Source organism: Algibacter sp. AS12, from assembly GCF_046736315.1.
Lineage (GTDB): Bacteria > Bacteroidota > Bacteroidia > Flavobacteriales > Flavobacteriaceae > Algibacter_B > Algibacter_B amylolyticus.
Genome location: NZ_CP151841.1, coordinates 1,348,510 through 1,374,159 on the forward strand (window position 1 = coordinate 1,348,510; position 25,650 = coordinate 1,374,159).

A 25,650-nucleotide genomic window follows, 5' to 3' on the forward strand; every position below is an offset into this window, starting at 1 on the left:
TATCTTTAAACTAGGATTAAATTTCAAGTATGTGCAATAATAAATATCTCATTTTAATTAGTTTTCTTTTCATCCTTTTTAGTTGCAAAAATGAATCAGAAACTATTTTTACAGAGACTAATATTACTACCCAAAATAATACTATTGTTGAAGTAAATATTCCGCAAGCTAGCGGTAACGAAGCAGTAGCCAATCAAATTAATTCTGAGATTAATAAAGCAATCATTTCAGCTTTACACATAGGATATCCCGATGAGATTACTTCGACTTCAATAGAAGAGAGTATAGCTTTATTCACCGAAGAATTCAAGGCATTTAAAACTGATTTTCCAGAAACTGGCGAGCAATGGGAAGCACAAATAGATGGCGAAGTTATGTATCAATCTCCAAAGCTTACCACCATAGCTATTACTAGCTATATAAACACCGGTGGTGCACATGGTAATTTGATAATTTCTTTTTTAAATTTTAATTCTGAAACTGGCCAACTCCTAAAAAATAGTGATTTGTTTAACAACATGGAAGGCTTTAAAACTCTATCTAAATCGTACTTTACAACAGCCACTATAGATAAAAGTCTGCTTCTAGACATCGATTCATTTAAATTACCACAAAATATTGGGTATAGTGAAGACGGCGTTATTTTACTTTACAACACCTATGAAATTGCACCGTATTCAAGCGGCATAATAGAGTTTGCAGTCCCGTTTAAGGCTGCAGAACCTTATTTAGTTTTTAACAGCTCTTATTAGGGCTAAAATGTATCCCAAATGCATCGACTCATGAAGAAGAATGAATTGCAAGGCATCATCAATATTTGATAATGTATTACCAGTTGTAGAAACCGTATAAGTATTGTATTCTATAAACACACCATTTTTATAATCCAACTCAAGATCCTTTAACGTAGAAACCAGCAATGCTTCAATTTCATCTACTTCGGCTTGAGAAACCGCAGCTTCAGGCTTGCTATCTTTTCTATATTTATTTACTAATTCATCACTAACCTTCATTGGTTGACCCGATAACTTATAGGCCAATAATTGAGCGGTAACCACAACGTGTCCAATATTCCAGATAATATTATTATTAAAACCTTCTGGGATTTTATTTAAATCTTCCAACGAATTGTTTTCAATATGTTTCTTAAAAAACGGGCGAATATTATTTAATACTTCAAAGGTAAATTGCATATTATTTAATTTTTTGATAAATATAGTATTTATGGTGTAATTGCTTTTATTTGTTGGTAAGATTCTTTAGATTTCCTTATTCAAGACAATCAAAAACATAGATATTTATGAAAAAAGTATATTATTTAAAAACCTGTAGCACTTGTACTAGAATTTTAAAGGAGCTCAATTTGCCTTCTGAATTTATTTTACAAGATATCAAATCTGAAGCTATTACAGTAAAACAAGTTGAAGACATGGAAACCCTGGCAGGAAGTTACGAAGCGCTTTTTAGTAAACGATCTAAATTAAACAAGGAAATGGATTTGAAAAACCAAGACCTGACTGAAAAAGACTTTAAACACTATATTTTAGAACATTATACATTTTTAAGCAGACCCGTAATTATTATTGACGATCAAATATTTATTGGAAACTCTAAAAAAACTATTGAAAACGTTAAAAACCACCTAAGCAGTAGTTAAATATCTGTTAATAAACGCATATCAGTTAATATTCACTTGAAACGAGACAACCACCGCGACACTCTAAACGTATATTTGAATATCAAGGATTATTAACTATTATATAAACAAATATTATGAGCAATAACGGAAATACATTTTTAGGAATATTAGCAGGTACAGCAATTGGGGCAACCTTAGGAATTCTATTCGCACCAGATAAGGGAGCAAATACAAGACAACGCATTAGCGACGAGGCTCAATTAGCAAAACAAAAAATTAGCGAAACTGCTACAGAGTTAAAAGAACAAGTAGTAAATACGGCCACAGAAAAAAAGCAGACATTAGATGAGCAAATGGAATCGTTAATTTCAAGTGCAAGTTATAAGGCTGATGATGTAATAAACACTCTTGAAAGCAAACTAAAAGATTTAAAAGAGAAGAATAAAAAATTACAAAAAACATCATAATTTATGAGTTTAATAGATTCAATAAGTGAAACAAATGCTAAGGCTAGCGATGTTGGTGAGAAGTATTTAAAAACCTCTTACGAATATTATAAGCTTAAAATATTTCAGCAGTTATCTATATCAACAAGTTTAATTTTTAAAATTGTTATCATAGGCGGGCTGTTGCTAATAGGTTTAACTTTTTCAGCCATCGCCTTAGCCTTTTTAATTGGTAAAGCTCTTGAGAGTTACACCTTAGGGTTTGTTATTGTTGGAATTCTATTTTTATGCTTATCCCTTATAGCATACTTTTTAAGAAAGCACATTAACAATTATACAGTAAAAATATTATCAGAAAAGTTTTTTAATTAAAATGAAAACATACCAAGACATAGAAAGTATAGAACGCGATTTAAAAATTTTAAATTTAGAACGCCAAATAGCCTTTGAAGAAATTAAATCTTTAAAAGAAGCTTATAAGGACGATTTAAAACCTTTTAATTGGATTCAAAGCGCGGTAAAAATAGCTGGAAAATTTGGTGGTATGCTGTTATTGAAAAAGATTATTAAATAAAACACTTTCAAGCTCAATTCGCTTGAAGTCAATTCTTTTATGAAAAAGAGAACCTAAAGAGCTTGGTATTTATACTAAGCTTTTTTTGTGTTTTACCTTAAAAAACAAACCCACAAAAAAACCCGATACTTTCGTATCGGGTTTTGTTTTGCTCCTTCTCTAGGGCTCGAACCTAGGACCCTCTGATTAACAGTCAGATGCTCTAACCAACTGAGCTAAGAAGGAGTGTGCTTTTTTACTTAGCGAGTGCAAATATAAATTGTTTTTTAGTTTCTACAAACATTTTTTAAAAAAATTTTAACCAAATATTGCTTTATAGATATCATTACCATTCGCAAACAAGACTAGTGCTATTAAAATAAAGAAACCAACCATTTGTGCATACTCCATAAATTTGTCTCCAGGCTTTCTACCAGATATCATTTCGTATAATAAAAACATAACATGTCCGCCGTCTAACGCAGGAATTGGCAATAAATTTAAAACCCCTAACATAATAGATAAAAAGGCTGTAATACTCCAAAACACCTGCCAGCTCCAAAAGCTAGGAAAGATATCATAAATAGCTTTAAAGCCACCTACGCCTTTATATGCACCTGTACTTGGGGTAAAAATAGCGCCTAATTGATCCCAATAAGAAACAACCTTATCTTTAGCCTTACCTAAACCAACAGGAATAGACTCTAAAAAGCTATAATCCTTTACATCAAAATTATAATACCCTAAAGTTTCTAAAGTTTCAGGAGTCGATGCTCCCGCTACTACAATACCTAGTTTAGCATCTTTATTAACTTTAAGTGGCACGTTTATTTCTTCTTCACCTCTTTTTACGGTTGCTGAAACGTCCTGACCTTTAAATTTTTCTAAAACCGTTTTAACCTCATCAGCATATTTAGTTTTAACACCGTTTAATCCCAAAAAGATATCGCCTTGTTTTAATCCACTAGCCTTGTTATAAGACGTATCTGGAACTTGAATAACAACAAAAGGTTGTCTTAAGCTAATAAAACCAGTTTCTTTAGAATCTAGTAATTGAGCTAAAAAATCTTCAGGCATAGTAACGGTAGATTGTTTACCATCGCGTTCTATTAAAATATCATTTCCAAATAGTACTTTTTCAGAAATTTCAGAAAAAGTCTCAATTTTATCGCCATCAACAGCTAATATTTTATCGCCTGTAAGTAAACCTGCTCTATTTGCAACCGTACTTTCAATAACTAAACCATCAGTTATATTTTCATTTGGCAGAAAAGTATCACCATAAAAATAACTCATCCCAATATAAATGAAAATGGCTAATAAAAAGTTAACCGTTACACCACCAAGCATAATAATTAAACGTTGCCATGCGGGTTTAGATCTAAATTCCCATGGCTGTGGTTCTTGTGCCATTTGCTCGGTATCCATACTCTCATCAATCATCCCCGAAATTTTAACATAACCTCCCAAAGGCAACCAACCAATACCATATTCTGTTCCGCCAATTTTCTTTTTAAATAAAGAAAACTTAACATCGAAAAATAAATAAAACTTTTCTACTCTAGTTTTAAAAGCCTTTGCAGGAATAAAATGTCCTAATTCGTGCAGTACAATTAGCAACGAAAGACTTAGTAAAAACTGAGATATCTTTATAACAAACTCCATATATAGCTTAACATTATTTTTTTAATCGCACAAAAGTAAGCTTTTAAACCAAGTTTAAAAAGAGAATCGCATAATGGCCACTGTTTTAACAATTATTTATGGTTAAAGAAAAAGGCTTTACACTAAAAATCATCGTATTTTTGTTACGATTTAATAAAAAAGCTCTTAAATGCTATCGTTTTTTAAAGAATATAAAGTGTTTGCCATAGTTTTTGGCATCATTTCAATTATAATAATTGCTATTATATATAATACTTTAAATGTTTACCAACCGCTGCCTATTTACCAACCTACAATGGTAAGTACAGAGCTTGTTGATAGCACCATACAACATCAAAAAAAATATCATAAAATAGCCAATTTTAGTTTAACAAACCAAAACGGTAAAACTATTACTCAAGAGGACTACAAGGATAAAATTTACGTGGCCGATTTCTTTTTTACAACTTGCCAAACCATTTGCCCTATTATGACTACAAATATGGCGGAAATTCAAAACGAAATTTTAAACGATGATGAAGTTATGCTTCTCTCGCATTCGGTAACTCCAGAAATAGATACCGTTGCACAATTAAAACGTTATGCTATTAAAAAAGGTGTTAATGATAAAAAATGGAACTTGGTTACTGGCGATAAAAAAGAAATTTATAAACTAGCCAGAAAAAGCTATTTAGCCGTAAAAGATCAAGGCGATGGCGGCCCTTTTGATATGGTACACACCGAAAACTTTATGTTAATTGACAAAAAGCGTCAAATACGAGGGTTTTATGATGGTACAAATACCGAAGATATTAAGCGCCTAATCAATGATATTGCAATACTTAAAGAATCTTATCAAGATTAAGCAAAAAAAAAGCTCCTTTTAAATAAAAAGAGCTTTTAGTATTAAAAGTATATGATGATTATTTGAAACGTCTTTTTGCATTCCAAACTAGTGAACTTGCGTTGCTAAATTTTTTAGTTTTTGTTCCTACTTTACTTTCTACTACAATTCTGTTACTCGTTTTCATAATGTATTAATTTTCATGGGGTTTATTGCGGCCGCAAAACTAACCCCTTAATAATCAATGAGAAACAACACACTTGATGCATATATATGCTATATTAACTCCAAAGGAGATAAAAATGCCTTACAACTGATAATTTAATCATTTTAAGGTAAATACCTTTTCTAGAAAGTGAAGGAAAATACTAATTTTTAAGGTTTTTAAACATGAAAACACTTCTGCAACAATTACCTTTTTAGCGTATTAAACTGACTAACAATAAACAATTGCTAAATAATTACTTATTTTAAACTACTAAACTTTTCCCTTTTAAACTTTTACATTACTTTTGACTCTTTAAAATCAATCTAAATAAGCTTGCAAGATACTTTAGCACATTTAAAACGTGGGGAACGCGCTATAATTATAGATGTTTCGTCAATTCACATTCCTTTAAAACTACTCGAAATGGGTTGTTTACCAGGAAATGTAGTGGAGCTAGTTCAAGTTGCGCCATTTCAAGACCCTATGTATTTAAATATAAACGGGTCGCATTTAGCTATTAGAAAGGAAACAGCTTCTCATATTTTAATTGAAAAAGTGACACATGAGTAAACAAATAAATGTCGCACTAATTGGCAACCCTAACACTGGCAAAACATCAGTTTTTAATGCTTTAACAGGTTTAAACCAAAAGGTTGGAAATTACCCTGGTATTACTGTCGAAAAAAAGCAGGGTATTTGCAAGTTGCCTCGTGGTGTAAAAGCACATATAATTGATTTACCTGGTACGTATAGTTTAAATGCATCGTCGCTGGACGAAAATGTTGTAATCGAACTTTTACTGAATAAAAACGATAAAGATTTCCCCGATATTGCTGTTGTTGTTACCGATGTTGAAAACCTAAAACGAAACCTTTTACTGTTTACTCAAATTAAAGATTTACAGATTCCTACGCTGTTGGTTATTAATATGGCCGACCGAATGAAGCGCAAAGGCATCTCTTTAGATATCGATTATTTAGAATCTAAACTAAACACCAAAATAGCCCTAGTTAGCACAAGAAAAAACATAGGTATAGACACCTTAAAACAACTAATTTCTAATTACAAAGAAATATCTGTTCAGCCATGTTTAGACATGTCTGTTATCGATCCTGCTTACTTTGACGATTTAAAAAAAACATTTCCAAACCAATTAATTTATAAGCTTTGGCTCGTAATTACCCAAGATGTAAATTTTGGAACCATTACAAGAAAAGAATTTAAAACCGTTGAAGATTTTAAAACCAAGCAGAAAGGCGATTTAAAACGTCTTCAACAAAAAGAAACCATAAAGCGCTACCAGTTTATTAACGAAATCCTTAAAAAAGGAAAAACTGTCGATTTATCGCAAGCCAAAGATTTACGCTCTAAATTAGACCGTGTTTTAACACATAAACTTTGGGGTTATGTTATTTTTGGCGCCATTTTACTACTTATATTTCAAGCTATTTACGATTGGTCTGGTATTCCAATGGACTTTATCGACGAATCGTTTTCATCGCTTAGCGAATGGGTAAAAAACCAATTGCCAGAAGGTGCTTTTACTAGTTTACTTGCCGAAGGAATTATTCCTGGTTTGGGCGGTATCGTAATTTTTATTCCGCAGATTGCATTTCTGTTTTTATTTATGGCTATTCTAGAAGAAACAGGCTATATGAGTCGTGTGGTTTTTTTAATGGATAGAATTATGCGTCGTTTTGGACTTAGCGGAAAAAGTGTAGTCCCATTAATTTCTGGAACCGCATGTGCTATTCCCGCTATTATGGCAACACGTAATATTGAAAGTTGGAAAGAACGTTTAATAACCATTTTAGTAACTCCATTTACAACCTGTGCTGCGCGTTTACCAGTTTACCTTATCATTATTGCACTAGTAATACCAGAAGGTCGAATTCTTGGTTTAAGCTATCAGGCGTTAACCTTAATGTTACTTTACCTTATTGGGTTCGGAACCGCCATAACTTCAGCATATATTTTAAACAAAGTATTAAAAATAAAAGGCAAAACATTTTTTGTAATAGAAATGCCTAATTACAAATTACCACTGTTTAAAAATGTAGCGATTACTGTAATTGAAAAAACAAAAGCCTTCATATTTGGTGCTGGTAAAATAATTTTAGCCATTTCTATTGTACTGTGGTTCTTAGCATCATATGGTCCAGGAGAACAATTCAATAACGCAGAAGAAATAATAAACACCAATTTTGCTTCCGAAAATTTATCTCCCGAAGAAATACAACACAAAGTAGCATCGCATAAACTAGAGCATTCCTTTATAGGTATTGCAGGTCATGCTATAGAACCAGCCATAAGACCTTTAGGTTACGACTGGAAAATTGGTATCGCCTTAATAAGTAGTTTTGCGGCTCGCGAGGTATTTGTAGGTACTTTAGCCACTATTTATAGTGTTGGAAGTGACGAGGAAGAAACCATAAAAAACCGAATGGCAGGCGAGGTAAATCCAATTTTAGGAGGTCCTTTATTCACCTTAGCATCAGGCATATCGTTATTACTCTTTTATGCGTTTGCTATGCAGTGTATGAGCACCTTAGCTATTGTAAAACGAGAAACAAATTCATGGAAATGGCCTATATTACAACTTGTTATAATGACGGCTTTTGCGTATATTGTAGCTTTAATTGCTTTTCAATTTTTGAAATGAAACTAATTTAATTTCGACCTATAGGATATGAACGATATTATTCAAAATATATTAGTTTTTACAGCAATAGCTTTAGCCATGACTTTTTTGGTTAAAAAATTCTTCTGGAAAAAATCCAAACCTAAAAAAGCCTGTGGTGGAGACGACGGTTGTGGCTGCCATTAATCACAAATAAATTTAAAACAAAATACATTTACCTTCTGCTTATTTACTCTTTTTATTGTTTCTTTATGTTTTATCAAACAAACTTAAACAACCAATGAGAAAACCACTTTTACTTACACTAATTGCATTCGTATTATTTTCAGTAAACACCACAGCGCAAAAAAAGGGAAAAACAATCTCTTTATTTGATGAGAATTTAACTCTATTCGAGAAATGGAATGGCGTACCTCACGAAACTATCCAAGGATTACCAGAAGGCACTTACCAATCTGATAATGTTCATAAAGGAACAGCTCTAGGCCTAAATAACGATTTAAAAAATGTTTTCACAATTATTAAAGAAAACAACGAACCTGTTTTAAAAATTACAGGCGAAATTTATGGCGGCTTAACAACTAAAGCATCTTACAAAAATTATCATTTAAGCATCTATTTTAAATGGGGCGATAAAAAATGGGAACCAAGACTAGCAGATCTTAGAGACTCTGGTATTCTATACCACGCCCATGGCGAACACGGAAGTTTTTGGAATACTTGGAAAGCAAGTTTAGAATATCAAGTACAAGAAACCGACTTAGGCGATTTTATTCCCCTTGGTGGCACAACAGGAAAACCTCAAGTTGAAATTAGAGGTACGCAAGCTACACCAAGAAACAAATACAATCCTAATTCTGATATGTATTTAGAAAAAATAGGCTACACAAGCGCTTCTAAAGAACCAGACGCTCCCCATGGCGAATGGAACCATCTAGAAATTTACGTAGTTGGTAACGATGCGGTTCACCTTGTAAACAGCGAAGTGGTTATGGTTGTTGAAAATGCTAAGAAAAAAGATGGCAGCATTCTAGACCAAGGGCAAATTCAAATACAATCTGAAGCAGCCGAATGCTACTACAAACAATTCACGTTAACAGGTATTAAAAAGTTTCCGAAATTTATTAAAAAGCAAGTCCGATTTAAAAAGGACTAAACATTCATACCTTTTCAGATTTAACAAAAATCCTCATTTTATAATTTAAAGTGGGGATTTTTGCATTTTTTAGTTACATTTGTAAAATATTTAAGCTTACTTAAATTTTATTTAAAGCAAACACAAATGTCTGTAGCAGTAGAAAATTTTGTAAAAGCCATTTATAAAAATGGAAAAAGTAATAACAACGATACCAAACCTGGTAACATCGCAAAAGAATTAGGTATATCTAATGCCGCTGCTACCGATATGGCTAAAAAACTAGCCGTTAAAGACCTCATTAATTACGAAAAATACCAAGAGCTAAAACTAACCGACAAAGGCACTAAAATGGCCTTAAACGTAGTTAGAAAGCATCGGTTATGGGAAGCTTTATTGTTCAAACTTTTTGATATGTCGTTACATGACATTCACAGAGAAGCCGAATTATTAGAACACCAAACATCCGATTTACTAGCCAATAAAATAAGTGAGTATTTGGGCAACCCCAAGTTCGATCCTCACGGCGACCCAATACCAAACGCCAATGGAGAAATTACAACAACCGATACCTCTATTTCACTTTCAAACACTACAGAAGGTAAACAATACATCATTTCTCGTTTAATGAGCGACGATAAAGAATTCTTCGACTTTTGTTCTCAAAACGGCCTAAAATATGGTAATACCGTTTTGGTTTCAAAACAATTCAGTTCTAATAAAATGACTCAAATCTCAATAAACAACAATACCATTCTTTTAAATGAAGATTTCACATCAATTATTTACGTCAATGAGCAGGATTAAAATCATATTAGTCATTTTAGGTATTTCAAGCTTTTCAGCAGTTTCACAAGACAACCAAAATAATGTAGATGCATTAGTAACCGATAGACCCGATGCTACCGAGGCTTCTTCAACCGTAGGCAAAGGTGTTATACAATTTGAAACTGGCGGACTATACGAGTCTTTCGAGTTCAATAATATAAAATCAGAAAGCTACACCTACAATACCATGCTAATACGTTACGGTATTTTAGATAATGTAGAACTCCGTTTAGGATGGGATTTTATTGAGGGAACAACCAAAATAAATAACACCAAACTAGATAATGTTACCAGCGGATTGTCTCCCTTACTTTTAGGACTAAAAATAGACATAACCGAAGAAAATGGCGCCATACCAGAAATAGCATTAATAGGCCACGTATTTCCTGTGTTTAGTGCATCTGCAGATTACAGACCAGAATACACAGGTGTAGATTTCAGGCTATCCCTATCGCACACCTTAAGCGAAAAATCCAGTTTAGGGTACAATATAGGTGCCCAATGGGGCGATGATTCTGCCGAAGCAGCCGCCATTTACACCATAGCCTACGGATACAGTATTTCTGATAAATTGGGAATGTACGCAGAGCTTTACGGCGACCTTCCAGAAGATAGTAAAGCCAATCATTATTGGGATGCCGGCCTTACCTATTTAGTCTCTAACGATTTACAACTAGACACCTATTTTGGCACCAGCATTACCCAAGGTCAAGACCTTTTATTAGGGTTAGGCCTAAGCTACAGAATAAGAAAAATATAACATCAAAAACATGAAAAAAACAATACTAACTCTACTTACAGCTATAGTTATTTTAAGCTGTAAAAACGAAAAACAAACCAACGGAAAGCTTAACGTCGTTACCACAACCTCTATGATAACCGATTTGGTTAAAAACATAGGCGGCGAGCACATTAACCTACAAGGTTTAATGGGCAGTGGCGTAGACCCGCATTTATATAAAGCAAGCGAAGGCGATGTAACCAAACTCTCCAACGCCGATATTATTTTTTACAACGGCCTACACCTAGAAGGCAAATTGGTAGAAGTTTTCGAGAAAATGAAAAACATAAAAACCATTGCCATTAGCGATGCTATAGATAAAAACACCCTAATAGGCTCAGAGTATTTTGCCTCCAATTACGATCCACACATTTGGTTTAATGTCGATTATTGGATACAAGCCACAACCTTTATAACCCAAAAACTTAGCGAAGCCATCCCAGAGCACAAGGACGCTTTTCAAACCAATGGCGCTAACTATATAAAACAATTAGAAAGCCTAAAAACAAAATTAACCGCCAAAATAGAAACACTTCCAAAAGAACAACGTATTTTAGTAACAGCACACGATGCCTTTAACTATTTCGGAAAATCTTTTGGCTTCGAGGTCGTTGGTTTGCAAGGCATATCAACTGCCACCGAAGCCGGAGTGCAAGACGTTCAAAAACTATCAAGCTTCATAATCGACAAGAAAGTGAAGTCCATTTTTATTGAAAGTTCGGTGCCAAAACGCACCATCGAAGCCCTTCAAGCAGCCGTAAACTCAAAAGGTCACCATGTAACCATTGGCGGCTCTTTGTACTCCGATGCTTTAGGAAATTCCGGAACCGTAGAAGGCACATATATAGGCATGTTCGAGTATAACGTAAACACCATAATAAATGCATTAAAGTAATTTTATTCGAAGCTATTTCCAGCTATCCCCTATATCTTTTTTTGCCATTTATGGCAGCAAAAAAAGGATGCCGCTTCTATCAGGGCTAGATCATCAGCCCAAACCGGTTTTTAAATAGCACTTAAGGGAATTCTCGAAAAGTTAAACCAATAAAAAAATTTAAATCGCAGTAAACAACACTTACTCGAAAGAAAATACACGATAATAAATATAAAATACAAATAGGAAGACAATCCTTTCCTATTTTAGGAAAGGTGGATTTCAATCACCCAAGAAATTGAAAGACGAAAAGGTAAAACAGTTAAACATAAGTCGTACTTAAAAATGAAACAAAAAATAGCCGTAAAAGTAGACGACCTCACCGTAGCCTACAACTACAAACCCGTACTTTGGGATATCGATTTAGAAATTCCCGAAAGCGTACTTATGGCCATTGTAGGACCAAACGGCGCCGGAAAATCGACCTTAATTAAGTCTATTTTAGGCATATTAAAACCCATAGCTGGAAGCGTCGAAATTTTTGGCAAGCCCCACGAAAAACAACGCCAAATTGTAGCCTACGTACCACAAAAAGGAAGTGTAGATTGGGATTTCCCAACAACAGCCTTAGATGTTGTAACTATGGGAACTTACGGTAGTTTAGGTTGGATAAAACGCCCAGGACAAAAAGAAAAAAAAGCAGCTTTAGAAGCGCTAGAAAAAGTTGGCATGTTACCCTTTAAAAACCGACAAATAAGTCAGCTTTCTGGCGGTCAACAACAGCGTATTTTCTTAGCACGAGCCTTAGTACAAAACGCCTCTATTTATTTCATGGACGAACCCTTTCAAGGTGTCGATGCCACAACTGAAATAGCTATAATCAATATTTTAAAAGAATTACGAAAAGCCGGAAAAACGGTAATTGTAGTCCATCACGATTTACAAACCGTACCAGAGTATTTCGATTGGGTAACCTTTTTAAACGTAAAAAAAATAGCCACTGGACCTGTTAAAGATATTTTTAACGACGATAACTTAACAAAAACCTATGGTATAAATTATAAAGTAAGCATACAGGAGTAAAAAAGTAAGCAGTGAGCAGTCTCAGTAAACAGTCCTTACTCGATTGCATAAAAACAAAAACAGTAACTAATTCCTTTCCTAAAATAGGAAAGGTAGATTTCAATTTCCCAAGAAATTGAAAGTCGAAAAGGTAAATTATAAAAAAAGCAAAAAAAGGAAGCCATTCCTGCCTTTGCAAGAATTATGGATATAACAGAATACATAAAACTAGTTTTTACAGACTACACCCTAAGAACCATTACCTTAGGCACCGCCATTTTGGGCGCTGTTACAGGTATGCTAGGTAGTTTTGCTGTACTGCGTAAACAAAGTCTTTTAGGCGATGCCATTTCTCATGCCGCTTTACCAGGTATTGCCATTGCTTTTTTAATTACAGGCGCAAAAGATAGCAATATATTACTATTGGGTGCATTAGTAAGCGGACTCATTGGCACATTCTGGATAAAGGGCATTATTAGTAAAACCCATTTAAAATCAGATACCGCACTAGGCTTAATTTTATCGCTCTTTTTCGGATTCGGCATGCTTCTACTCACCTTTATTCAAAAACAACCTAATGCCAACCAAGCAGGTTTAGATAAATACTTGTTCGGTCAAGCCGCCACCTTAGTAGAAAGCGACGTTTGGCTAATGGCCATTGTTACAGCTGCATGTTTATTTGTTTTATTGCTATTCTGGAAAGAATTTAAAATCCTGCTTTTCGATGCCGACTATACCAAAACACTTGGCTTTAACACCAAATTTATCGATATTTTAATAACCACATTCATCGTTTTAGCCATCGTTTTAGGCTTACAAACCGTAGGTGTTGTATTAATGAGCGCCATGTTGCTAGCTCCTGCTGCCGCTGCAAGACAATGGACAAACAGCTTAAGCGTAATGGTTTTTCTAGCAGCTATATTTGGAGCGTTTTCAGGCGTGTTCGGCACCGCTATTAGTGCCAGCCAAAACAACCTTTCTACAGGACCAGTAATTGTAATAGTAGCTGGTGTTTTTGTTCTGGTCTCCTTTATATTTTCTCCTAATCGTGGTTTATTATTCAAACAAATACGTTTTATAAAAAACCGTCGGGATTTACAGCTTCAAAAGACATTATCGTTCATGTTTCATATAGCAGAAACACATGAAAACATTTCTCATCCACACGCTATTAAAATTTTAAATAATTTTCAAGGTTTCACAAAAGGCTCCCTTCAAAAATTAGTAGAAAAAAACTATGTAAAACTAGAAGGTACCATGTGGAGCTTAACCGAAGAAGGCTTTAAAACAGCATCCAATTTGTATAACCAACAAACTAGCAACAATGAGTAATGCGCAAATAGAAATACAGCTAATTGCAAGTTTGGTTGCCATAGCTTGCGCCATACCAGGAACCTTTTTGGTATTACGAAAAATGGCCATGATTAGCGATGCTATAAGTCATTCCATTTTACCCGGAATTGTTATTGGATTTTTTATTACTCAAGATTTAAATTCGCCTTTACTTATTTTACTGGCAGCTTTAACTGGAATTATAACCGTGGTCTTAGTAGAATACATTCAAAAAACAGGCTTGGTTAAAGAAGATACCGCTATTGGTTTAGTGTTTCCTATACTCTTTAGTATAGGTGTTATTATGATAGCCAAAAACGCTAATGATGTGCATCTCGATGTCGATGCTGTTTTGTTAGGCGAACTCGCTTTTGCACCTTTTGATAGGCTTATTATTGGAGGATCGGATGTTGGTCCCAAATCCCTTTGGATTATTGGAAGCATTCTAATAATAACCATTGGATTACTATTGGCCTTTTTTAAAGAACTAAAAGTAAGCACCTTTGATGCTGGCTTATCAGCGGCATTGGGGTTTTCACCAGCCGTTATACATTATGGATTAATGACGGTTTCGTCTGTTACCACAGTTGGCGCATTCGATGCTGTTGGTGCCATTTTAGTAGTTGCTTTAATGATTGCTCCTGCTGCAACAGCATATTTACTAACAAACGAATTAAAACGTATGCTAATTTACGCCATCTGTTTTGGCGTATTTAGTGCCATTGCAGGATATTGGTTAGCACATATACTCGATGCATCTATTGCAGGATCCATAACTACCATGTTAGGGCTACTATTTTTCGTTGTATATCTATTTGCACCAAGAAAAGGGATTATTGCAGTTATGTATCGCGAAAAGCAACAACGTACAGAGGTCTCTTTATTAACCTTCTTACTGCATTTAAAAAACCATACCGAAGAGCGCGAGCGCCATGTTAATCACCTTAATGAACATATAAATTGGCAAAAAGTACGCTCTAAAACAGTTTTAGATTTAGCATTAAAAAATAACATGATTCAGTTTGATAAAAACATCGTGTCTTTAACCAAAAAAGGGGAACAATTTACATCTCAAGCTATAGATTATATTATTACAAATCAAGATAATAAGATTGAACACATGAAAGATGATTTCTTTTTGTTTAGAGGCTAATTTTAATATAGAATGACACATACCATACCAAAACTTGTTTACTTTCTTTTTAGTGCAATTCTTCTTTTTACAAGCTGCAAAAACGCCAACAAAAACATAGATTTTGAATTGCAAGAAGGCGATTTACTTTTTCAAGACACAGGAACAGACGCTATTGATAATGCTATAAAATCGGTTACTGCAACGGCATTTGCAAAAAACTATTCTCATATTGGAATGGCGATGCAAACCCAAGGTAATTGGTTTGTTTTAGAATCCATTCCTGAAAAAGGCATTGCCAAAACACCTATTCAAGATTTTTTAAACCGAAATAAAAATGCCCAAAATAAATCTAGAACTACAGTTGCTAGATTGGATAAAAAGTATCTAGAATATATTCCTAATGCTATTACATACGGCATAAAACGCCTTGGCATACCTTACGACAAAGTATTTTTATGGGACGACAACAGCTACTATTGCTCTGAATTGGTTTACAAAATGTTTTCTTACCAGGATTTAAAAAACAATCCAATACCTTTTAAAAATCAACCTATGACTTTTAAAGATAGCACTGGTAAAACTGCTACTGGATGGGTTGACTATTACAAGCAACTTAACCAACCTATTCCAGAAGGCGACATAGGCACCAACCCTAACCTTATGGCTGGAAGTCCGCATGTAAAATTTATTCATGATTACGCAAAATAGATACTCATGGCTCAGCACAACGAACTTGGTAAAAAAGGCGAACAATTAGCAGTAGATTTTCTTCTGAAAAACAACTACGCAATTATTGAACGCAACTACCGTTTTGATAAAGCGGAAGTAGATATTATTGCACAAAAAAAAGATATTCTAGCTATTATTGAAGTAAAAACACGATCGACTACCGATTTTGGAAATCCGCAAGACTTTGTAAAACCCAAACAAATTAAGCGTTTAGTCAAGGCGGTTGATGAATACGTTACCGTAAATAATTTAGACGTTGAAGTACGATTTGATATTATTGCTATTGTTAAGGAAGATAAAGGCTATAAAATTGAGCATTTAGAAAATGCTTTTTACCATTTTTAAAAGCGCTTTATTCTTCAATTACAACCTTATTTTGTGTTTCGTTAACAATACCTAATATTATAAAATACTGAGATATACCATAAAAAAGCATAATAGTTATTTCTTGATAAGCAACACCATTAACATAAAACAGTTCTAAAACAGAAATACTATCAGACAAAACGGAAGCTATAATGCCTAACATCACCAAATAAAAACTTGTCTTATTAACAACGGAACCTCTTAAAACACCAAAAATTAAAGTTGTAGACGCAACAAACAGATATACAAGGGTAATGAAGTAAAACTGACTATTTAAATTCTCGATTATTATTATCAATAAAAATGCCATGTATATAAAACATAGCATGAAAAAAGGTATCAATTTTTTAAAATTAAAATCTCTGTTATTATAAAATCTTAAGACATAAAACACCTTAGCAATAATAAAACAGCATATCCCAAGAATATTATAAACACTAATTTGATTAAGAATTAGCATATTATCGCCAATTATAAAAAATATAAGAGCACCTGCTACAGCTAAACGATTAGCGTTAAATTCTTCTTCTTCGTTTAAAAGGTAATATACAAACAGTAAAATTGATAGCAAAGACTTGGATACGAACCGAAAAGGAGAGACCCCTAAATTCAATTTGATTAATATATCCGCAATAAGTAAAGAAAAAAACAAAACAGCAAATATGAAATTATTCTTAAAAATTACTGCCATCTATATTTATTTAAAGCCTTTCATTCAGATAAGAAAATATTTAACAAAGTAGTTTAATTTGATTATTTTAAAAAAAAATCTACTCCTCATCTGCTTCTCCAAAATACTCCTTCAACACTTCAAAATCTAAAGGTTTAGCAAGAATTTTTTTGTCTTTATCTAGTATAAAATATGTTGGTGTTGAAGATACGCCGTAGGCATTACCTATTTTGTTATCCCATTTTCCTTTTCCATAAACATGAATAAACTCTGGATAATCATAAGTTAAATTTTTCCAACCATAAGGCTCATCTTCCAAACCTATGGCAACCACTTTTACTTTGTTTTTTTCGAAGGTATTTACAAACTTTTGCAACTGTGGCACCTCATCCAAACAATGAGAACATGTGCTGCTCCAGAAAACGATAACGTAATTTTCGGCACCTTTTAAATCGGTTAATTTTTTAGTTATAACCTTGCCTTTTTCTTCAATTTCAATATTAAAATTAGGTGCTACAATGCCCTTTGAAAGGTTTTTATATAAAATTAAGTCTTTTAATAATTGTTGGTCATTTAAATTAACAGCAACGTCCATTAGATAATTTTCACTAATATAGTTAGCCACAGCTTCTTCTCTTAAATCTGCCATTTGTTGCCACAAATCAAACAATAAAATACGTTGTACTTCTTTTGGAGCTGTTTTCATATGCCCAAAAACGACATCGATATTTTCTTTGTAATTCTCAACCTCATCTTTAGTTTCAGAGGACATTCCAAACACATAATTAAGCATGCGTTCTTCTAAAAAATTAGAACTTTGAAGTACTGGATTATTAAAATCTACATAATCAAAATAATGCGCTTTTAAATTGGCAATATAGTTTTCAACGGGCTCAATAGTTTCAGGAACATAAGGTTTATTTGCTTTAATAAAGGCTAATGCTCTTGTACCTTGTGCAGCTTTCTCAAAATTCTCTTGCGTTTCCTTTTGCGTTTTAAATATGGCTTTTAAAGCCTTTTTATCTTCGCTCTCCTGACTAAAGTAGTTACCTATACTTTGGGTAACCATAGACATACTATTGGTGTAAGCCGCTAATAATTTATTTTCGGTAGATTTTATAAACTCAACCCCAGTTTCAGAATTAAAAGTTAGTTCGATATCTTCTTTTCCGTTGTAAATAATATCAAAATTATAATCCTCTTGAGGCACTGCATACACCAAACGGTAAGTACCTTTAGTTTTTGTAGAATCTAACTTAAACTCAAAACTTCCATCTTCCTGAATTTCAGCATTGGTAACATAATCCGAAATGGTTGGATTTACTTTATACAACAAGGCGAAATTATAATCTTTTGCAGGCGTAAATTTACCTTTAATAGTATGTTGTGCTATTAATAAACTTGGAAGTATTAGTGTTAAAAGTAATAAGCGTTTCATTTATGTAATATTATTTTCTAATTAAAAATCAATAATTAAGCCACAATTGACTTTAATGCTTCTAAAGCTTGTTTAACGGTTTTAATAGCATCAAAACTTAGCATTAATCGTAAACCATTTCTAGTTTGCTTCTCTTTCATTTTACAAGCCCCAGGATTTTTTTGTACAAATTGTAAGACTTGAGTAAAACTAGGACTCTGATAAAAACTACTTTGTTGGTCGTTAATAAAATACCCTATTAACCTGCCTTTTTTCATGATAACTTTTTCGAACCCTATTTTAGTAGCTAACCACTTTATTTGGACACTATTTAATAAATCGGTCACTTGTTTTGGTAAAGCTCCAAAACGGTCTATTAATTCCTTTTCAAAGGTATGCAATTCTGCTTCGGTTTTCAGGTTGTTTAGCTGGGTATATAAACTTAATCGTTCGGCAATATTATTAACATAACTATCTGGAAATAAAAGCTCAAAATCGGTATCGATGGTTACATCTTTTACATAAACTTTATCGGCTTCATCTTCATCATACAAATCTTTAAATTCGGTTTCCTTAAGCTCGTCGATAGCTTCGTTTAGAATTTTTTGATACGTATCAAACCCAATTTCGTTAATAAATCCACTTTGCTCACCACCTAATAAATCGCCAGCACCACGAATTTCTAAATCTTTCATGGCAATATTAAAACCACTTCCTAACTCGGTAAATTGCTCTAGTGCTGTTATTCGTTTTCTGGCATCATCGGTCATTGCAGAATATTCTGGTGTAATAAAATAACAGAATGCTTTTTTGTTGCTTCTACCAACACGACCACGCATTTGGTGTAAATCGCTTAATCCAAAATTATTGGCGTTATTTATAAAAATAGTATTTGCATTAGGAACATCTAACCCACTTTCTACTATGGTTGTACTTACCAAAACATCGAACTCACCATCCATAAAAGCCAACATAAGTTGCTCAAGTTTTTTACCTTCCATTTGCCCGTGCCCAATACCAATTTTGGCATCTGGAACTAAACGCTGAATTAATCCAGCAACTTCTTTAATATTTTCAATACGGTTATGTATAAAATAAATTTGTCCGCCACGTTCAATTTCATAACTCACCGCATCACGGATGGTTTCTTCGCTAAAACGAATAACATGACTTTCTATTGGATATCGATTTGGTGGTGCGGTTGTAATAACCGACATATCGCGAGCCGCCATTAAACTAAATTGCAAAGTTCTAGGAATTGGTGTTGCGGTTAGCGTTAACACATCCACATTATCCTTAATAGTTTTAAGCTTTTCTTTTACGGCAACCCCAAACTTTTGCTCTTCATCAACAATTAAAAGTCCTAAATCTTTAAACTTTACGTTTTTATTTACCAGTTGATGTGTGCCAATAATAATATCGACTTTTCCTTGTTCTAAACCTTCTAAAGTCTCACGTTTTTCTTTAGCTGTTCTAAAACGGTTAACATAATCGACAGTAACAGGAAAATCCTTTAAGCGCTTAGCAAACGATCTTGAATGTTGATACGCCAAAATAGTAGTTGGCACTAAAACCGCTACTTGTTTGCCATTATCGACTGCCTTAAATGCTGCACGAATGGCAACTTCTGTTTTACCAAAACCAACATCGCCACAAATTAGGCGATCCATAGGGCGTTCGCTTTCCATATCGGCTTTAATATCTGCGGTTGCAGTACTTTGGTCTGGGGTATCCTCATAAATAAAAGATGCTTCCAGCTCGTGTTGCATGTAGCTATCTGGATTGTATTGATAGCCTTTTTCGGTTTTACGTTTAGCGTATAGTTTTATTAAATTAAAAGCTACATGTTTTACACGTGCTTTAGTTTTTTGTTTTAAGGTTTTCCAAGCATTACTTCCTAATTTATAAACTTTAGGCGGCTTGCCGTCTTTACCATTAAACTTGGTAATTTTATGTAAGGAATGAATACTTAAATACAGCACATCGCGTTCGCCATAAACCAATTTAATAGCTTCCTGCTTTTTACCTTCAACATCTATTTTTTGAAGCCCACCAAAACGTCCAATACCATGATCGATATGCGTTACATAATCGCCAATATCTAGATTTGTAAGCTCTTTTAACGTTATGGCTTGCTTTTTAGCATAACCGTTTTTAAGCTGAAACTTATGATAACGCTCAAAAATTTGATGATCGGTATAGCAAACTATTTTACTATCATGATCTATAAACCCTTGATGTAGCGATAAAATCATGGTGTTATAAGGCGCAACCTCTAGATTAGAATCGTCGAAAATATCATGAAAACGTTTGGCTTGTTGCTCGCTAACACAGGCAATATAATTGGTATACCCTTTATTATGATTTGCATTTAAATCTTCAATAAGTAAATTGAATTGCTTGTTAAATGCAGGTTGTGGCGTGGTATCGAATACAATTTGATTACTTAGATCCTTAGAAAAAACGTTTTGCGTACCAAATTCTATGATGGAAAAATCGAGCAATTGCTTTTTTAATAGCGTTGCATTACAGAATAACTCTTGGGGTTTGGCCTGTTTTATTTCTCCTGAGAGTTTATTATAAGCTACTTCGGCCTTTTCAAAAAACTCATCGATTCTAGAAAATAGTAAATCAGCATTTTTTAAACAGACTACTGTTTTTTGGGCAATGTATTTTAAGAAACTCTGTCGGGATTCCTCCAGAAGTTTATTTGCAACATTAGGAATGATGTTGATTTTTTTAATTTGTTCGATGGATAATTGCGTTTCCACATCGAAGGTTCGAATACTATCTACCTCATCGCCAAAAAACTCAATTCTATATGGCACATCGTTAGAGAATGAAAACACATCTACAATACCACCACGCACTGAAAACTCACCAGGTTCGGTTACAAAATCGACACGTTTAAACTTATACTCAAAAAGCATTTCATTTACAAAGTCGATTGATAAACTATCATTTACACCCACTTTTAAGGTATGGCGTTCCAACTCTTTTCTAGTAACTACCTGCTCGAAAAGGGCATCGGGATAGGTTACAATTACTGCTGGTTTTTTTTGCGAATTTATCCGGTTTAAAACCTCGGCACGTAATAGCACATTAGCATTATCGGTTTCTTCTATTTCGTAAGGCCTGCGATAACTACCAGGATAAAACAACACATCTTTGGAGCTTAATAACTGCTCTAAATCGTTTAGATAATGAGCGGCTTCTTCTTTGTCGTTAAAAACCAATAAAAATGGTTTGTCGGCTACTTTAAAAACACTAGAAATAACAAAAGAAAAAGAAGACCCTACAAGCCCTTTAATATGTGTTTTAGACCCAGTTTGGGACATAGTAGTTTGCAGATTTTGCGTCTGCAAAGCCTGTAAATAGGTTTGAGAGATACTCGTTTTACTCACCTAATTTTGTTTTGAAGTGCAAATATACGGTTTAGAATTATTTTTTAGTGGATTTGCCATGATTGAACCCTTATATTAACCAAAATAATTATGAGGCTCCTAAATAGTTGTACGCCCGCGTTAGGGATTGTATTGAAAAGCCCACAGCGGAGGAACGTAGCGAGGACTTGCAAGGAAAAGCCCGACCCTTGTGGTAACGCCCAAAAAAGTAAACTTTCAATTCAAAATATTAAAAAAAATATGTAGGTTTGCACCACTAAATAAAAAATATTATGTCGTTTTCAGATTTATTTGATAGTGGTTTTAAGAAGCGTAATGAGAGTCATTTTGCATCGATAGTTCGAGTTGCCATGGCTGATGGAGTTATTTCGCCGGAAGAAAAAGCGTTTTTAGACCGTTTGGCACAACGTTTAGAAATTGGCGAAGGCGATTACAAGGCTATTTTAGAGAATTACAATTCGCATTCTATTAACCCACCTGCTTCTTACGATTTACGTTTAGAGCGTTTGTATGATTTGGTTCGTATGGTACATGTTGATAATATTAAAGGAGACCCTGAGCACTTGCTTTTGAATAAAATTGCTGTAGGTCTTGGTTTTCACGCTGTAAATGTAAAATACATTACAGACAAAGCTTTAACTTTAGTGAGTAACGGTGTGGATTTAGATACTTTTATCGACCAAATAAGAAACATGAATAGATAAATCTATTTAAATATATTATAAAAAAAGCGCTCTATTTTGAGCGCTTTTTTTATGGAATAATTTTAAGATTTTAACTAAAACAGAAATTAAACAGATAGCTTTAGCGGGCCTAATTTTGTAGGAATTGTAAAACTAATCTTGTTTTTTTGTATATTTACCTGTATCGTAATAGTATAATTTTCACCTTACCCTAAGAGTTTTATTGTCATAATCTATATATAAAGTATTCCTTGTACAAGGGTTTTTATGACGCATAGCAATTTTATAACCACTTAATTTATGTGCTATGAAAGTGACTCGTTATTCGACATTTTTTTCAACCTTAAAACAGAAACTTGAACATACCAAAGCCATAACCTCTGTTTGTTATTTAGCGCACAGTAATGGCGTGAAATCTATTATTGCCTTTAATTTTATTAACGCACATTTTAAATAATAATATTATGAGTAATAAACCTTTTCATTTAGGCATAACCATGGCAGGTGCAGTATCTGCTGGGGCATACACTGCAGGATTTATAGATTATCTTTTTGAAATTTTAGAATTATGGGAAGAACAAAAATCTGTGATTAGGAAAAAACTAAGCAACAACCAGCCATTAACGACTTACGAGAAGCAAATTCCTTTACACGACGTTTGTATTGAAGCGCTTGGTGGCGCATCGGCAGGTGGAATGGTTGGTATGATTACAGCACTTTCTACATTTTCGAAAACACCGCCAGTAAAGTTACCTACCAATCTTAAAACAGGTAATATTCTATATGATAGTTGGGTGCTTTTGGATGACGACGATAAGGTAAAAACCTTCGAGAAAATGTTGAACACCGAAGATTTAGATTCTAGCGATGATATACCGTCGCTATTAAACTCTAAACCTATAGATCGTATTGCAGATAAGGTTTTTAACGAATTAGTATCTAAAGAAAACAAAAGAGAAAGACCAAATTATATTTCTGAAGATTTAAGAATTATACTTACGCTTTGTAGCTTACGTGGTGTGCCTTTTGAGTTTAAGTTTGGAAACGTATCATCGGCAAACTTCCCATACACACCCGGACACCGCATGAGTGAGCATATGATAATTGCTCATTTTAAAATGAAATATGATGAGGTAGCCGATAAGGATGTTTATTTAAAATTCGACCCATACAACGAAGCCTCTAAAGCTTTACTTAAACTATGTACCAAAGCTACTGGCGCGTTCCCAATTGGTTTAGCGCCCAGACATTTTAAAGACCAATTAAGCACAACCTATTTAAAAAACTGTATTTTAAGAAATCTTGAGATAGACGAAAAGGATAAATCGGTAATTGACATAAAAATAAACGACAATTATTTCGATTTTACCGATGTTGATGGCGGCACCATTAACAACGAACCATACTCTGAGGTTGTTCAAGTTTTAGAAAGCATAATACCTAATTACGACCCTAAACTACCTATGTTTGGTACTATTATGGTCGATCCTTTCCCTAATTTTTATAACCAAGACGAACCTGGTGGCGTAGAAGATATTTTCTCGCCAACATTATTCCAAAAAAGTATTTGGAGCGTTATCCCTAAACTTTACACCACGCTTAGAGAGCAGGTAAGCGTAAAACATAGCGGATCGTTTTACAAAGATTATTTGCGCCTCTTAGTGTTTCCTGTTAAGTGGGAGCATCTTGGAGTTTTAAAAAACCATCCGCCTATTTCTTGTGCGTCTTTAGGCGGTTTTGGCGGTTTTTTAGACATAGAATTTAGAAAGCATGATTTCTTTTTAGGCCGAAATAATGCGCGTAATTTTTTTAGAGCCTACTTTATGCTAGAACACGATAAAAACAATTTACACCCCTTGTTTGAAGGTTTAAGTGATGATGCCTTAGCCATATTTAAACGCAAAGCCACTAACGATAGCGGTGTGGAAGCAACCTACTTCCCTATTATTCCAGATTTAAATTTTATAGAAGATAAAGAAAATGGAAATACAAATCCATTTTCTTATACCATTGAGGAGTTCCCAAAATTAGCATCCAACTATTTTAATACTATTGAACCTGCCTTAAAAAATAGAATTAACAACATTCTTACCTCGGAAATTAATAAACGATTTAAAGAAAAGTGGCTAATACGAAACGCGCTAAAGTTGGTAAAGGGCCTTATTACTAAACGCCTTACCAAAAGCACTATTGATGTCATGAAAAAAGATTTTAAAAACAGAAGTATGCTAGCCGAATAAACTCATAGTTTTTTAAAAAAATTTATAATATCCTTAACAGATAAACTTTTACCTTTGGGGTATTATTTAAAAATAGTACCGTGTTTAGGTTTAACCAATTCGTTTTAACGCTTTTTATAGGTCTGTCGACTTTCTTTTTTACAGAAAGCCAAAATAACTACGCCAAAAAAACACCAGTAACCCAGCATAAGGTACTTAAAAGCACCGCCTTAAATAACCAAGGCATTATTGTAAACTCGTATCTAGATTTTACAGTAAATTCCTTTAAAGAGGACCAAGTTTCATTTTTTAAAAAATTATTTTTAAAAAATAAGGTTTGTAAAGAGCAGCAAGAAAATTACTTGGTGTATCAAAAAACATGTAAACTTATTAGTATTAGCTTACCAATAAGGCAAATTATTTTTCCGCACCATTCATTTACGTAAACGCCATTTGTTTTTATTAAAACTTGGGCAACACTAAGCTTATATTTTAGGCTTGGGGTTGATTAATTATGCATTAAATCAAAAAATTTACAATAATGAAAATATCATTCACATTACTAGCTATACTAGTAACTTTAAGCGTTATCATTCCTTTTTTAATATTTGTTTTAAAAGGCTTAAATACGAGTACTAAAAAAGAAGTAGAGAAATTAACAAAACAAAATAATTTAAAATACGGCTATAAAGAAGTTTGGAATAACAAGTTTATTGGTATTACTGAAGATAACACCATACTTACATACATTCATTTAAAAGCTGAAGATAAACAGCATGAAAACGTAGAATTATCGGAAATTAAAAACTGCGAATTGGTGACCAATTACAAATCGGATAAAAGCAAAATGAACCAATTAATTCGATTAGATTTAAGATTAACTTATAAATTAGCTAATAAAACAGAATTGGTTATTAATTTTTTCGACACCGATGAGATGTACATGGAAAATTACGAAATGAACAGAGTTAAAAACTGGAAAGACTTAATTTCTAACAAACTACATAACTCTGAAGCTTTAAAAAAAGCATCATAAATTG

General features: G+C 33.5%; 26 protein-coding genes and 1 tRNA gene. 21 read left to right on the forward strand and 6 right to left on the reverse strand.

Annotated elements, in window-relative coordinates:
• Window positions 1-29: 29 nt before the first annotated feature.
• Entirely contained in the window at window positions 30-752 is a 723-nt protein-coding gene (locus AAFN75_RS05595; protein WP_411808622.1) for a DUF3298 and DUF4163 domain-containing protein, read from the forward strand.
• Here AAFN75_RS05595 and AAFN75_RS05600 read toward each other — a convergent pair.
• Entirely contained in the window at window positions 729-1,193 is a 465-nt protein-coding gene (locus AAFN75_RS05600) for a DinB family protein (protein ID WP_411808623.1), read from the reverse strand. The genes AAFN75_RS05595 and AAFN75_RS05600 overlap by 24 nt on opposite strands.
• A gap of 107 nt (window positions 1,194-1,300) precedes the next feature.
• Between AAFN75_RS05600 and AAFN75_RS05605 the strand changes: the two genes are divergently transcribed.
• The 4 genes from AAFN75_RS05605 to AAFN75_RS05620 all read left to right on the forward strand — a co-directional run bounded on the left by AAFN75_RS05605 (window position 1,301) and on the right by AAFN75_RS05620 (window position 2,659).
• On the forward strand, window positions 1,301-1,657 hold the full coding sequence (locus tag AAFN75_RS05605) for an arsenate reductase family protein (RefSeq protein ID WP_411808624.1): 357 nt from the start codon (window positions 1,301-1,303) through the stop codon (window positions 1,655-1,657).
• A 116-nt stretch (window positions 1,658-1,773) separates the two neighbouring features.
• Window positions 1,774-2,106: a YtxH domain-containing protein gene (locus AAFN75_RS05610; RefSeq protein ID WP_411808625.1), complete on the forward strand. Its 333-nt coding sequence runs from the start codon at window positions 1,774-1,776 to the stop codon at window positions 2,104-2,106.
• Window positions 2,107-2,109: 3 nt separating this feature from the next.
• Window positions 2,110-2,457 (forward strand): hypothetical protein, encoded by a 348-nt coding sequence (locus AAFN75_RS05615; protein WP_411808626.1) that lies wholly within the window; start codon window positions 2,110-2,112, stop codon window positions 2,455-2,457.
• A 1-nt stretch (window position 2,458) separates the two neighbouring features.
• On the forward strand, window positions 2,459-2,659 hold the full coding sequence (locus AAFN75_RS05620) for a hypothetical protein (RefSeq protein WP_092849040.1): 201 nt from the start codon (window positions 2,459-2,461) through the stop codon (window positions 2,657-2,659).
• A 151-nt stretch (window positions 2,660-2,810) separates the two neighbouring features.
• Here the strand turns inward: AAFN75_RS05620 and AAFN75_RS05625 are convergent.
• Together AAFN75_RS05625 and rseP are read right to left on the reverse strand one after the other, a co-directional pair.
• Window positions 2,811-2,884, reverse strand: a tRNA-Asn gene (locus AAFN75_RS05625).
• A gap of 72 nt (window positions 2,885-2,956) precedes the next feature.
• Window positions 2,957-4,303: an RIP metalloprotease RseP gene (gene rseP / locus AAFN75_RS05630; protein ID WP_411808627.1), complete on the reverse strand. Its 1,347-nt coding sequence runs from the start codon at window positions 4,301-4,303 to the stop codon at window positions 2,957-2,959.
• Between the two features lie 169 nt (window positions 4,304-4,472).
• On the opposite strand from rseP, the gene AAFN75_RS05635 reads away from it, so the two are divergent.
• The 13 genes from AAFN75_RS05635 (at window position 4,473) to AAFN75_RS05695 (ending at window position 16,196) form a co-directional block, all read left to right on the forward strand.
• Window positions 4,473-5,147: an SCO family protein gene (locus AAFN75_RS05635; protein WP_411808628.1), complete on the forward strand. Its 675-nt coding sequence runs from the start codon at window positions 4,473-4,475 to the stop codon at window positions 5,145-5,147.
• A gap of 520 nt (window positions 5,148-5,667) precedes the next feature.
• Window positions 5,668-5,904 carry a FeoA family protein gene (locus AAFN75_RS05640; protein ID WP_411808629.1) on the forward strand — a complete coding sequence of 79 codons (237 nt, stop codon included), beginning with the start codon at window positions 5,668-5,670 and terminating at the stop codon, window positions 5,902-5,904.
• Window positions 5,897-7,996 (forward strand): ferrous iron transport protein B, encoded by a 2,100-nt coding sequence (gene feoB, locus AAFN75_RS05645; protein ID WP_411808630.1) that lies wholly within the window; start codon window positions 5,897-5,899, stop codon window positions 7,994-7,996. The genes AAFN75_RS05640 and feoB overlap by 8 nt, the downstream gene beginning before the upstream one ends.
• A gap of 27 nt (window positions 7,997-8,023) precedes the next feature.
• Complete coding sequence (locus AAFN75_RS05650; protein WP_411808631.1) at window positions 8,024-8,161, forward strand: FeoB-associated Cys-rich membrane protein; 138 nt, start codon at window positions 8,024-8,026, stop codon at window positions 8,159-8,161.
• A gap of 94 nt (window positions 8,162-8,255) precedes the next feature.
• Window positions 8,256-9,131: a DUF1080 domain-containing protein gene (locus AAFN75_RS05655; protein ID WP_411808632.1), complete on the forward strand. Its 876-nt coding sequence runs from the start codon at window positions 8,256-8,258 to the stop codon at window positions 9,129-9,131.
• A gap of 126 nt (window positions 9,132-9,257) precedes the next feature.
• Window positions 9,258-9,917, forward strand: coding sequence for a metal-dependent transcriptional regulator (locus tag AAFN75_RS05660; RefSeq protein WP_411808633.1), 660 nt, complete (start codon window positions 9,258-9,260; stop codon window positions 9,915-9,917).
• Window positions 9,904-10,698, forward strand: a complete 795-nt coding sequence (locus AAFN75_RS05665; protein ID WP_411808634.1) for a transporter — start codon at window positions 9,904-9,906, stop codon at window positions 10,696-10,698. The genes AAFN75_RS05660 and AAFN75_RS05665 overlap by 14 nt, the downstream gene beginning before the upstream one ends.
• Window positions 10,699-10,708: 10 nt before the next feature.
• The gene (locus AAFN75_RS05670) at window positions 10,709-11,614 is read left to right on the forward strand and encodes a metal ABC transporter solute-binding protein, Zn/Mn family (RefSeq protein WP_411808635.1); all 906 of its coding nucleotides are present in this window, start codon (window positions 10,709-10,711) and stop codon (window positions 11,612-11,614) included.
• Between the two features lie 324 nt (window positions 11,615-11,938).
• Complete coding sequence (locus tag AAFN75_RS05675; protein ID WP_411808636.1) at window positions 11,939-12,676, forward strand: metal ABC transporter ATP-binding protein; 738 nt, start codon at window positions 11,939-11,941, stop codon at window positions 12,674-12,676.
• A gap of 183 nt (window positions 12,677-12,859) precedes the next feature.
• Complete coding sequence (locus tag AAFN75_RS05680) at window positions 12,860-13,987, forward strand: metal ABC transporter permease (RefSeq protein WP_411808637.1); 1,128 nt, start codon at window positions 12,860-12,862, stop codon at window positions 13,985-13,987.
• Window positions 13,980-15,140, forward strand: coding sequence for a metal ABC transporter permease (locus tag AAFN75_RS05685; protein WP_411808638.1), 1,161 nt, complete (start codon window positions 13,980-13,982; stop codon window positions 15,138-15,140). The genes AAFN75_RS05680 and AAFN75_RS05685 overlap by 8 nt, the downstream gene beginning before the upstream one ends.
• Before the next feature lie 12 nt (window positions 15,141-15,152).
• Window positions 15,153-15,830, forward strand: a complete 678-nt coding sequence (locus tag AAFN75_RS05690) for a YiiX/YebB-like N1pC/P60 family cysteine hydrolase (protein WP_411808639.1) — start codon at window positions 15,153-15,155, stop codon at window positions 15,828-15,830.
• Window positions 15,831-15,836: 6 nt separating this feature from the next.
• Window positions 15,837-16,196, forward strand: a complete 360-nt coding sequence (locus AAFN75_RS05695; RefSeq protein WP_411808640.1) for a YraN family protein — start codon at window positions 15,837-15,839, stop codon at window positions 16,194-16,196.
• A gap of 7 nt (window positions 16,197-16,203) precedes the next feature.
• Here the strand turns inward: AAFN75_RS05695 and AAFN75_RS05700 are convergent, their stop codons facing one another.
• From AAFN75_RS05700 to mfd, 3 genes are all read right to left on the reverse strand, one after another.
• The gene (locus AAFN75_RS05700; protein ID WP_411808641.1) at window positions 16,204-16,908 is read right to left on the reverse strand and encodes a lysoplasmalogenase family protein; all 705 of its coding nucleotides are present in this window, start codon (window positions 16,906-16,908) and stop codon (window positions 16,204-16,206) included.
• Window positions 16,909-16,987: 79 nt separating this feature from the next.
• Window positions 16,988-18,325 carry a TlpA family protein disulfide reductase gene (locus AAFN75_RS05705; RefSeq protein WP_411808642.1) on the reverse strand — a complete coding sequence of 446 codons (1,338 nt, stop codon included), beginning with the start codon at window positions 18,323-18,325 and terminating at the stop codon, window positions 16,988-16,990.
• Between the two features lie 35 nt (window positions 18,326-18,360).
• A complete protein-coding gene (mfd, locus tag AAFN75_RS05710) occupies window positions 18,361-21,708 on the reverse strand; it encodes a transcription-repair coupling factor (RefSeq protein WP_411808643.1) in 3,348 nt (1,115 codons plus the stop codon).
• Window positions 21,709-21,980: 272 nt separating this feature from the next.
• Here mfd and AAFN75_RS05715 point away from each other — a divergent pair, with 272 nt between their 5' ends.
• From AAFN75_RS05715 to AAFN75_RS05725, 3 genes are all read left to right on the forward strand, one after another.
• Window positions 21,981-22,412 carry a TerB family tellurite resistance protein gene (locus AAFN75_RS05715; RefSeq protein WP_144114670.1) on the forward strand — a complete coding sequence of 144 codons (432 nt, stop codon included), beginning with the start codon at window positions 21,981-21,983 and terminating at the stop codon, window positions 22,410-22,412.
• Between the two features lie 443 nt (window positions 22,413-22,855).
• Window positions 22,856-24,631 (forward strand): hypothetical protein, encoded by a 1,776-nt coding sequence (locus tag AAFN75_RS05720; RefSeq protein ID WP_411808644.1) that lies wholly within the window; start codon window positions 22,856-22,858, stop codon window positions 24,629-24,631.
• Between the two features lie 520 nt (window positions 24,632-25,151).
• Window positions 25,152-25,646: a hypothetical protein gene (locus AAFN75_RS05725; RefSeq protein WP_411808645.1), complete on the forward strand. Its 495-nt coding sequence runs from the start codon at window positions 25,152-25,154 to the stop codon at window positions 25,644-25,646.
• Window positions 25,647-25,650: the final 4 nt, after the last annotated feature.